Genomic DNA, 11,653 nt, shown 5'->3' with positions numbered 1-11,653 from the left:
CTTTTACATTTGTATTTATAACTTTTCTAGTTCTGTAAGCTTCTCCAGTAAAATTCTAGAATTTCTATAGCAGCTCCTTTTGGGTCTTTAAATAATTCACTGCCATTGGCAAGATTTTGATTCCCCATTCTCAAAAGGGATAAATAAGCATTTGCCGCAAACTTTTTATTTACTTTCCGAATTTCCCCATCTCTCATTGCTTTCTCCAATGCAAATTCGAGCACTTGAAAAATTTCTTCCTCCGCCTCCTTCATTTTTTGCATTTGTTGAGTAGTAAGCACCTGATGATTTTCTCGCAAAAAAGTGGTCAAATCAATCGATGTAGTAGCTTGTAAATGTACTTCCGCCAATAACAGAAAACGTTCACGAAGAGGACTATCTTCCGAGAGTATCTGAAGCGTTCTTTGGTGTATTCGTTCCATCATCGCCAACATAGCAGCAGTAAAAAGTTCCGCTTTTGTAGCGTAATAGTAATACACTGTAGCTTTCGTCACGTTGCAGGCTTTAGCTACTTCTTCTACTGGTACTTTTTGATAACCCTTTTGCATGAATAGCCTACCAGCTACCGTTAATATTAATTCATCTGTTGATTGTTCCTGCTCGCTCCGTTTTGGTCTACCGAGTGAGCGGCTAATATTTATATGTTTCACATCAATCGAGCTCCTAGTTTAAATTTGAAGTAATTATATCATAAACGACTTAATACAATTGATTAATTAACTGTCTAGTATATATAATTAGATTATACTTAATACAGGGAGTGTTGCTTGTGAAAAGAGGATTAACAATATTTTTAGAAAGTATTGTAGGAAAAAGAGGTAGGTGGATAACACTTGGTATATGGGCTGCTTTAGCAGTTTTCCTAACTATACTTTGGCCTAGTGTACAAAGCGCGAAAAATAATGCAGTAGAAATGCTTCCTGAAGACACAATGTCAGTTCAAGCAGCCAAACTAGTAAAAGAGGAGTTCTCGGATGAAGCAGGTTTACCGCTCTTGCTCGTATGGCATAAAGAAACTGGTTTGGCCGAGGAAGATACTGCATTAATTATAAAGCTGTATGAACAATTGACTGAGAAGCCACTGGCACAGCAATCATTTATACCACCATTACACAAAGCACCACCACAAGCATTATTCTCTAGTGCTTCGGAGAATGGTTCTACGATTGTAACACCAATATTTTTAGATGATAAAGCCGAATCAGATCTTATTCAAAAAGATATCGATGATTTAAAAGAGGTGATCAAAAAAATAGCAGATGATGACCTTTTCTCAAGAAATATTGGAGAAGATGACTTACTTGTAAGGGTTACTGGTCCAGCTGGCATTTCAACTGATGCCGTATCCTTATTCAGTGAAGCTGATGTTAAATTACTAATTGCAACTGTACTTCTTGTACTTATTTTATTGATTGTTCTATATCGTTCTCCAATCCTAGCCATCGTCCCCCTTATTGGGGTTGGTTTTGCATATGCAGTGATTTCCCCCATTCTTGGAGTGTTAGCAGATAAGGGATGGATCATTGTAGATTCACAAGCAATATCGATTATGACCGTACTATTGTTTGGAGCAGGTACAGATTATTGCCTGTTTCTCGTTTCAAGATACCGAGACCATCTACTCATGGAGGAAAATGCTTTAACAGCACTAAAAAATGCCCTTAAAGACTCTGGTGGGGCCATTATGATAAGTGCTTTAACAACTGCATTTGGCTTATTAACTTTACTTCTTGCCTTGTATGGCTCAAGACATACTTTTGCTGTACCATTCAGTTTAGCAATTTTTATTATGGGATTAGCTGCACTGACATTACTTCCGGCTCTGCTTTCGATCTTTGGGAGAGTTTCTTTCTTTCCATTTATTCCACGAACAGATTCGATGTCTCTTGCACTCGAGAAGACAAAGGGAAAAGCTGTTCGCAGACAAAAAAGTCACGGGAAGTTTAGCATATGGCTCGGAAAATTTGTCACTAGAAAGCCATGGCCTATCATATGTGCAACTTTAATTTTATTAGGTGGATTAGCAACCTTTTCTACAAAAATAGATTACACGTATGATCTTTTAAGTTCATTTCCCGATGATATGCCATCGAGAGAGGGATTTGAATTAATTAATGAAAACTTTTCAGCGGGGAATTTAGCGCCAATGCAGATCATTGTCGATACAAGCGGAAAAGCAGTTCAACTGGAAGAACAACTTTCTGATTTGACTATGATCGAATCTATAGGTGAATCAAGGAGGGGCTCCAATAATAATGATTTATTATTGTATGAAATCATTCTTAAGGAGAATCCTTATGATGCTGAAACACTTAATCATATTCCAACGATAAAAGAGAAAGTATCTGAAGGTCTTACACAAGCAGGAATTACTCCAGCAGAAGAACATTTCTGGATTGGTGGAGAAACTGCTAATTTATATGATACGAAAATGACTACTGACAGAGACCGCAATATCGTTGTACCAGCAGTGATTGCAATTATTGCACTTCTATTGCTCGTATATTTACGCTCAATTGTTGCAATGATTTATTTATTGCTGACAGTATTACTATCATACTTCTCTGCGCTTGGTGCTGGTTGGCTACTCATGCATTACGGAATGGGAACAGAAGCGATGCAGGGGCTTATTCCACTCTATACTTTTGTATTCATTGTTGCTCTCGGTGAAGATTATAATATATTTATGGTTTCAAGCATCTGGAAAAAGCGGCGAACCCAGCCATTGCAAGAGGCTATTGCAAATGGAGTAACTGAAACAAGTAGTGTCATCACCTCTGCAGGCTTAATTTTAGCAGGAACATTTGCAGTGCTTGCCACACTCCCGATTCAGGTGCTAGTTCAATTCGGAATTGTTACCGCAATCGGAATTTTGCTCGATACGTTTATCGTTAGACCTTTGCTAGTTCCAGCCATCACTTCAGTCTTAGGTAAATATGCCTTTTGGCCTGGAAAGTTAGGGGAAAATAAAGAAAAAGAACAATGAGGAACAGCAGTTACTCCATGTCTTTAAATAGAAAAACAGTTCAGCTTATTAAGAAGCTGGACTGTTTTTTATAAATGAACTTTTTCATGTGAAATACTCTATTTTCCCTTTCGGAAAATAAGTTTGAATATAATTAAATAGCGTATCTTTCATTTCTGTTTCCTCTTCTTTAGGGTAAATATATTTCCCAATTCCGTACTTTCCCCATTTATAACGACGCTTTTCTTCATCTAGTTCAAGCTTTGTCATTGGGTAGTTTTTCTCGATCACCCTTTTGGCCGGCTTTGTAAACCGATGTTGAATCAATTCAAATGTAATTCCTTCTTTCGCATCCTCAGCCAACTCCGCGCTTAATTGTTCAAATAGTTTCTTATAGCCTTCTTGCCACCCGTCAAATAAGTATATCGGCGCGATAATAAAACCTAATGGGTAGCCCGCCTTTGCTACCTTTCCCGCTGCTTCTATTCGCTCATGTAATCTTGATGTCCCTGGCTCAAAATATTTAATAACATAGTCAGCATTCATACTAAACCGAAAACGAGTCCTTCCATTATGTTTTGCATCAAGCAGGTGGTCGACATTGTTAAACTTTGTAACAAACCTTAGTCTCCCCAAATCTGTCTTTCCAAAATATTCGATTGCTCGTTTCAATGTATGTGTTAGATGGTCGATCCCAACAATATCAGATGTACATGATGCTTCAAATCTCGTAATTTCTGGCGCTCGCTCTTCCATGTATTGCTGAGCAGACTCTAATATTTCTTCTACATTCACGTAAGTACGAATATACGGCTTGTTACCCATCGTTGTTTGCAAATAACAATAATGGCAATGCCCCATACAACCAGTAGCAAAAGGAATTGCATACTCAGCAGATGGTTTTGACGTATCAAACTTTAACGTTTTGCGCAGCCCAACTACAAGCGTTGACTTAGCCATTCGATAACGTTGAAAATCATTTTCCCCAGGTAAATTTCGTACTTGATTATGGGAAGTGGTGTAACGTATTTCGATGTCTTTATCCCTAAACTTCTTAAATAATTCCTCTCCTAACGGGTATTCCAACGCTTTCGGTTCGAAGTAAACAAGCTGTGGCATAAATGGTCTTACCAATCGACTTCACTCCTGTCATCATCTATGCTTGAGAAATAATAATTATAAGCAGCTTCCGCTTCCCCTATAGAACGATAAATAGCCATTTCGTCGTTTAATGGATAATATGTTTCGTATAGAAAAATGGCCAATTGACCGGGATTTTCAGGATCATTTACAACCGCAGCTTCTTGGATATTGGCAACATTTTGTGTATGAGGGTTTCTATAAAGTACATAAATAATTTCACCTGGTGTGTATGTAGTTTCAGATAATTCCACTCAATGAGTCTCCCTTCATTTTGGTTAGTATGTAGTATGTCTCATTTGATAAAAAAGAACCCTAAAGGGAGGAAAACTCCTTTAAGGTTTTTATTAGAAAGGTTTTAGCAGTAAGTATTGGCCCCATTTGTGTACATACACATGGTTCAATATTTTATATTTCCTGCGAAATTGTATTTGAATACTAATAAGTGTCTTAGCATCGCTTAGAAAGTGGCAGACACCATCCACATAGTACTTTTCATCATTTCTACTTCGTTGTTAATAAATAGTCCTGAGCATTCTCCATTTTCAATCAATTTTTCATGTGAGGTATTAGTATTGTTAAAGGTTTAAACGGTCTTTGGATTGGTTCCAGTATGTTTCTTTTTCAATTCATCAACAATCTTACGATACAGGTCCTCTGTTAAATTGTAGAAGAAGATCATCAATAAAGCCGCAATTAAATTAAGACTGAGTGGTACAAGGAACATGAGACCTTTAATCCCAATCAGCGTTTCAGCTGTTTGCTGTGCATTTGGCACATAACCAATTACGCCTAGCGCAACTCCAGGGATAAATCCAGCCAGTGCCTGAGCAAGTTTACGGAAGAAACTGTAAGATGAATATACAACCCCTTCTGTTCTTTCCCCTGTTTTCCATTCATGATAATCGATTGCATCTGCAACTAATACCCAAGGAAGACCATTTGCTATGCTAAGTCCAAAACTTCCAATTGTAAATATAATTAGGAATGTCGCTAATTCTGTAGGTAGTAGGAAGTTCGCCAAATCCGCTACAATTCCGATGAATAAACCAATGATAAATGTTTTCTTTTTCCCAAACCTTCTTACAAATGTCGGTATGAATGCAGAACCAATGATAGAAATTCCAATACTTAAAAACGTTAACAATGACATGAGTGTGGCGTTTCCTAAGTTATACTCCAAGTAATATAGCTGAACTGCCATTCTAAGAAACATTGCTGCAATCATAAATAATGATACAAGGCAAAGCACAATCAATGGTCTGTTTGAAAATAATAATTTAAACAGCTTCGCTAATGGAATCTTTTCTTTTCTTGGTGCTCTAACCACATTTTCTGTCGTATTACGATAACAAAGATAATGGAATACTACCCCGATTATGGCCATAAGAGAAATAGCAACAGCATATCCTACTTTCTGATTTGAAAAAAGCATTACAATCGGAATAACTGCCACTCCAGAAATAAGCAGTGATGTCTGGCTCCCAATCGCTCTAAATGAGCCAAGGGATGCACGATCAATTGGATCTTGTGTCATCGCAGCTGCAAGAGAGCCGTATGGAATATTAACAATCGAATATCCCAATCCAAATGCTGCATAAGTCGCGAACGCATACACAATTTTCCCAGTATCAGATATATTGGGTGCTAGAAAAGATAATAATGTAAGAATAGCAAGAGGTATGGATCCAAATAAAATAAATGGTCTAAATTTACCGCGTTTGGAAATATTTGTTCGCGAATCTACAAAAGCACCAACACTAGCATCGGCGAAAGCATCAAAAATCTTCGTAAGTAAAAAAACAAGACCTGCAACATACGATGAAATACCTAAAATATCGGTATAAAACTTAAGTAAATATATTTGCCCCATATCAAACATAAGACCATTACCTACATCTCCTAGACCGTATGATATTTTTTCCTTCAAACTCAGCTTATTCGTGTTGTTTTTCATCTGTGGTCCTCCTATTTCTCCCATCAATAACTTCAATCCCTTGGTATGCACTTATTGCTACCGTGAGCCAAATTTATTATCAAAATACAACTCGATTAACACCTCACGAGAATTCGCTTTCAGAAATCGCTTGCAAAAACATATAATATTTCTTACACTTTTGTTTTCGTACTCCAACTTAATCTTTCACTCTGAAATAATTGTATTCTCTCATTTTGCCAACACATTAATTTGATAACTAAACAAACTAACTATTGTAAGACTAACACCTCTTTTTTCTTTCGTCAACAACTTATATTTAATTTGTAGAAAAGAGTCGAATTATTCAACCCCTTTTGTAAATTTCAAATTCCCTTACTCTCCATTTTTACACTAAAGAGATTAAACCTAAAAGACTCATTTTACCTTGTCAGTAAAATGAGTCTTTTTAATTAAAAATGAATAGAAATATCTTCCACTAACGCAGTATATTTCTTGTAAATTCCCTGATAGATTCGATGATTTTCCTCATTCGGGATAATAGCACTACTGAGTTTTACACTGTGTTTTATTTCTTCAAAGGAATTCACCTTTCCAATTGCAACTAGTGCGGTCCATGCTGCTCCCCATGCAGAGCTATGGTGGGTTTCTGCCACATATACTTCCTTGCCAAAAATATCTGCAAGCAATTGCAACCAGAGTGGTGACCTTGCAAGCCCACCATTCACATATATTGTCTCTGTTTTGCCCGCTAATCTTTCAAGTGCCTGCTCAATTTGGTATAAGTTAAATGTAATGCCTTCAAAAACCGCACGGACAAAATGCTCCTGCTTATGAGTAATCGCTACACCTGAAAAGTTTCCTGTAGCCTGTTGATTCCAGATAGGCGCTCTTTCACCATTAATATATGGTAAGAATATCATTCCTTCTGCGCCAGGGGTCACATCTTCAGCTTGACGAAGAAAATCTTCGTAACTACCTTCATATTTTACTAGCTCTTTTAACCATTGCAGAGCAATGCCACCATTGTTTGTGGCGCCTCCAATAATCGAGTACTCTTTTGTGAAAGCATAACAAAACGTTTCTCGCCTATCATTTATGCGAAATCCGTTTGCAAACTGTCTAATAGCACCACTTGTGCCGACTGTAATCGCAACTTCACCTGGAACGATTGCACCGATACCTAAATTAGCGAGCTGACCATCTGCCGCTCCAACAATTACTGGAGTTTCAGACAAAATGCCAAGTTCAGCAGCAAGATCACGATTTAACCCTAATAAAACTTCTGTTGGTGGGACAATTTCAGGCAATTGCTCTGGCTTCACATTTACTAGCTCTAGTGCCTTTTCATCCCACTGTAAGGTCTCGGCATTCATCAAACCACTTGAAGCCGCTATCGAGTAATCAGCCACAACTTTGCCATACCATTTCATAAGAATATAATCTTTGATAGACATAAAATAACGTGCACGATGATATGGTTCATAATTTGTTTCTTTCATCCAGAGTAACTTTACGAGAGGAGACATCGGATGAATAGGTACCCCCGTCCGGCGGAACAGCTCATCTCCATCGGTTTTAAGCAGTTTTTCTGCTTGCGCACTACTTCTCCCGTCAGACCAAATAAGTGCTCGCGATAATGGTGTTCCATCATCTGCAACACATATAAGGGAGTGCATAGCACAGGAAAGCCCTATCCCCACAATAGCCTCTTTTTGAACATCTACTTTTTTCATCACCATTTTTACCGCTTGAACAGCACAACGTTCAAGTTCATCTGGATCTTGTTCTTGCCAACCTTGCTGTGGATGGTACGTTTTAGTAAGCTGCTCTGTCTCCGCTTTTACTTTTCCACCCATATCGAAAACAATAGCCTTGACACTAGTCGTACCAATATCAAGCCCGATTACAAACTCTTGTGACATGAAGCTCCCCCTCCCAGTGACAGGCCTAACTTAATTATATTAAAGAAGAATAAATCTAAATTGTCATTGCTCCATATCCACCATCTACACGGATCAATGTCCCAGTAACAAAGCCAGAAGCTGCGTCCGATGCAAGCCAAACAGCTGCTCCTTGTAATTCATCAGGATTACCAAAGCGATTCATTGGTGTATGATTCATGATAGAGGCAATTCGATCTTCACTTAAGATTTTTCTATTTTGTTCAGCTGGAAAAAAACCAGGAATAATTGCATTTACTCTGATGCCATTAGGAGCAAATTCTCGTGCCAAAAACTGTGTCACACTATTAACACCTGCTTTGGAAACGGAATATGTAAATACTTTCGATAAAGGTGTTGTAGATGAAACAGAAGATATATTAATAATACTTCCCTTTCTCTCCTGCTCGATCATTTTCTTCGCAAAAATTTGGCATGTAAGAACAATACCCTTTAAGTTAACATCCATAATGTCATCCCATTCATCCATATCCAAGTCAAAGAAAGGCGTTGGGCTGTTTTTACCTGGTGCATTTAAAATAATATCCCAACCTCCTGACCACTTTTCTACTTCTACAGCAAGTTGCTCCAATGATTCTTTTGTGCTAACATCTGCCTGGAAAGCTTTTGCTTCTCCACCGTTTGCTTCGATTTCTTTTACTACTGCTTCCGCCTTTTCAATGTTACGACCAACAATCGCAACTTTTGCACCATGCTCCGCAAGACCTAACGCCATAGATGATCCCAATACACTGTTACCACCGATTGCCACAGCTGTTTTACCCGTTAAATCAAATAATTTACTCATCTCAATCTCCCTTTTTCTGAAAAATTATTTTAAATTCTCATTTTCATCAAATTCTAACTCATACAAATCTGATATTAATTCCATCTCTGGATGTTCTTTTATATATTCCATCAATGGTTCTGATACCTCTATTTCACTAACTTCTAATGTGTTTTTTATCCGAACCATTTTTACTTTAGTAAAATCAAGGATATTACACGTTTTAATTGCGGCTTTTAGCGCCAATTTATCATTCGCCAATGTAGTAGCGATTTTCGTTGGAGCTACTACCGTAGATGTAAGTCCATTGGCATATGTTGTTTCCAAATCCATTTTGTCGACAAGTCGTTGAGTAGTAAAATCCGCAGTTCCAACTCCATTTGCATTTCCTTCTGTCTCAGGAGTAAGATCTAGTACAACCATTTTATTAACCTCTGGACCACCGTGGGCGTACGGAGTTGGATAACGACCGGTAATATTCGGGTCCATGCCATCACCGCTAATGTTTTTTCCAATCTCATCAATTACAAGAACATCTAATTGTTCAAAAAGAAGTTTTGGTAATAACTCTTTTGCCTTTGCTTGCAGTTCTGTTTCTTTTCCTTCTATTTCGCTAGCCTCTAACACTTCGATTTGTGTTACCTTATCGAATGCATTTTCAACCGTTGCCACACCAAACAGTACTGGTTTTTTCTCCATAATCATTTTTGCCATCTTTGGTACATTTTCAGCCATATATTTAAATCCTAGTTGATGACATGCCTCTGCACCTTTTTGTTTACCAAGTCCAATACTAATCATCTTCATTATTCCACTTTCCACCCTGCCACGAAAAGCAGTATGTGGCTTCACACGGTTTATTACAACAATTCCATCCGCTTTAGACGCATACTTATCTAAATATACCGGCAGACCGTTTGGAAGTTCACCTAGCTTTACTACTTCCATTGATGAACGTATTTCACATCCTACACTCTCTTCAGTCACACCTAAATGTTCAAGTACTGCGGTTTGTCCAGGACCTGTAGCGCCGCCATGACTACCCATACTTGGCACAATAAACGGAATTGCGCCTCTTTCTTTTAGAAACTTTACTGTCGTCGCCGTAATTTCCGGAAGGCGATCTATACCCCTGCTACCGACTGCAATGGCAATTTCCATACCAGGACGAATTAATTCCTGAATGTGATCGCTATTTAATTTATCACTCAACGCTTGCCCTAAATGATCAATTTTCTCGTCATCAAAATGTTGCTTTACCTTTACCATTTGCGGAATTGGAATATCTTGTAATAACTCTTGAAGAATACCCATAGGTTTTCGTCACTCCTTTTTCATTCTCCTCAATTAAATTCAATACTACTTTCCCCATCTTATAATAAAACACTCTAAATGTAACCCTTTTCACCAAACATTCTTTAAGTTTGTTGACCAACCAAACAATTAAAGATAGAATATCACTACACAATAATTTCGTCAATCAAAATACATATAATAATATGATATTATTATATTATTCATACGTTTAGAAACCGTTAGGGATATATTTATAAATATTGAGGTGAATGTAGATGATTACTGGTGATGCGGCTTTTATAAAGAAACTAAACAGAGGATTAATTTTAAGTAAAATTATTGAGCACAATGGAATTTCGCGAGCTAATCTATCGAAAGTAACAGGATTGAATAAGGCTACTATATCGGTGCAGGTGGCTGATTTACTTGATGAAGAGCTACTTATTGAAGGACAACAGGAACATACAAACTTAGGAAGGCGTCCCATTATTCTTACCTTAAATCGGAAAGCTGGATATGCATTAGGGATTGATCTCGATAAAGATCAGGCCATTTTTACACTTTCTGATTTGCTCGGTTACCCTATCCAAACCGTAACTATAGCACTTCGGACTACTAATTATCAAAAAATACTTGATTTGCTTATTGAGCAGATTAATATTTTCAAAACTGATTATAAAGAGAGTGCTTACGGAATCATCGGTGTTGTGGTAGGTATACATGGCATTGTTTCTAATGATGAAATGATTTATTATATCCCACAACTGCAATGGCGTGAGAAAAATTTAAAATCGGATCTTGAGAGAAGTTCAGCTGTTCCCGTTTATATTGAAAATAACGCTAATCTATCTGCATTTGCAGAAAGAGTATACAGACATAATCAGAGCGATAGTTTACTCAGTATTACCATGCAGACAGGTATCGGACTTGGCATGATGATGAATGGTGAGTTGCTAAAAGGGTATCACGGATATGCTGGGGAAATGGGTCATATGATCGTTGTCCCCGATGGAATAGCATGTAATTGTGGCAATCAAGGTTGTTGGGAACAGTATGCTTCAGAAGTAAGCTATTTAAAGCACCTAGCAAAAAAGAAAGGCAACGATAATCTAACCATTCTTGATATTAAATCATTAATCGAATCAGGGGATACAGATGCATGTGAACAAATGGACAGTTTTATAAAATACGTCGCTATTGGCATGAATAACGTGATCAATTTATATAATCCAGAAGTTATTGTCCTTAATAGTGAGTTATTGTATTTATACCCTAATGCAATTAAAGAGATAAAAGAAAAACTTACTTCAACAATTAGTCATTATGGTGATTTGCACGTGTCCGAACTAGGTAAACAAGCCTGTGTAATGGGCGCATGTGTTTTCGCTATCAAAAAGTTCTTAGAAATCTCAAACTTAAACTTGGAAATTACAGAAGAAACAATGGCTCAATCTGGAGAGTATATGTTTTTATAAGAAAACACTAAGGCTGATAAAGAAATACCCTAGGTGATAAACTCCTAGGGTATTTCTTCTTTATATAGATTTATACAACTAAATAGTTTTACCTGCCAGTTGCAGGCGCTT

The 11,653-nt window shown here is 37.4% G+C and carries 9 protein-coding genes; 2 read left to right on the top strand and 7 right to left on the bottom strand.

Annotated features, from left to right (window positions below; translation table 11 throughout):
* Nucleotides 1-26: 26 nt before the first annotated feature.
* Entirely contained in the window at nucleotides 27-650 is a 624-nt protein-coding gene (locus BLE01S_RS14135; protein ID WP_066143493.1) for a TetR/AcrR family transcriptional regulator, read from the bottom strand.
* 113 nt (nucleotides 651-763) lie between these two features.
* Between BLE01S_RS14135 and BLE01S_RS14130 the strand changes: the two genes are divergently transcribed.
* Nucleotides 764-2,986, top strand: coding sequence for an MMPL family transporter (locus BLE01S_RS14130; RefSeq protein ID WP_411825137.1), 2,223 nt, complete (start codon nucleotides 764-766; stop codon nucleotides 2,984-2,986).
* A gap of 84 nt (nucleotides 2,987-3,070) precedes the next feature.
* Here BLE01S_RS14130 and splB read toward each other — a convergent pair whose 3' ends face one another.
* The 6 genes from splB to BLE01S_RS14100 all read right to left on the bottom strand — a co-directional run bounded on the left by splB (nucleotide 3,071) and on the right by BLE01S_RS14100 (nucleotide 10,085).
* Nucleotides 3,071-4,099: a spore photoproduct lyase gene (gene splB / locus BLE01S_RS14125; RefSeq protein ID WP_066143487.1), complete on the bottom strand. Its 1,029-nt coding sequence runs from the start codon at nucleotides 4,097-4,099 to the stop codon at nucleotides 3,071-3,073.
* Nucleotides 4,093-4,359: a transcriptional regulator SplA domain-containing protein gene (locus tag BLE01S_RS14120; protein ID WP_066143484.1), complete on the bottom strand. Its 267-nt coding sequence runs from the start codon at nucleotides 4,357-4,359 to the stop codon at nucleotides 4,093-4,095. The genes splB and BLE01S_RS14120 overlap by 7 nt, the downstream gene beginning before the upstream one ends.
* Before the next feature lie 332 nt (nucleotides 4,360-4,691).
* Nucleotides 4,692-6,089: a glycoside-pentoside-hexuronide (GPH):cation symporter gene (locus BLE01S_RS14115; RefSeq protein ID WP_411825138.1), complete on the bottom strand. Its 1,398-nt coding sequence runs from the start codon at nucleotides 6,087-6,089 to the stop codon at nucleotides 4,692-4,694.
* A 404-nt stretch (nucleotides 6,090-6,493) separates the two neighbouring features.
* Entirely contained in the window at nucleotides 6,494-7,966 is a 1,473-nt protein-coding gene (locus tag BLE01S_RS14110) for a gluconokinase (RefSeq protein WP_066143477.1), read from the bottom strand.
* Between the two features lie 55 nt (nucleotides 7,967-8,021).
* Nucleotides 8,022-8,792 (bottom strand): SDR family oxidoreductase, encoded by a 771-nt coding sequence (locus BLE01S_RS14105; protein ID WP_066143474.1) that lies wholly within the window; start codon nucleotides 8,790-8,792, stop codon nucleotides 8,022-8,024.
* 24 nt (nucleotides 8,793-8,816) lie between these two features.
* The gene (locus BLE01S_RS14100; RefSeq protein WP_066143471.1) at nucleotides 8,817-10,085 is read right to left on the bottom strand and encodes a nickel pincer cofactor-dependent isomerase, group 22; all 1,269 of its coding nucleotides are present in this window, start codon (nucleotides 10,083-10,085) and stop codon (nucleotides 8,817-8,819) included.
* A 257-nt stretch (nucleotides 10,086-10,342) separates the two neighbouring features.
* Here BLE01S_RS14100 and BLE01S_RS14095 point away from each other — a divergent pair, with 257 nt between their 5' ends.
* Entirely contained in the window at nucleotides 10,343-11,542 is a 1,200-nt protein-coding gene (locus BLE01S_RS14095; RefSeq protein ID WP_066143467.1) for an ROK family protein, read from the top strand.
* The last annotated feature ends 111 nt before the right edge of the window (nucleotides 11,543-11,653 follow it).

It is taken from the genome of Lederbergia lenta NBRC 16444, from assembly GCF_001591545.1.
Taxonomy (GTDB): Bacteria; Bacillota; Bacilli; order Bacillales; family Bacillaceae_C; genus Lederbergia; species Lederbergia lenta.
Note: the sequence above shows the minus strand (reverse complement) of the source record. Positions and strands in the feature narration are given on the sequence as shown.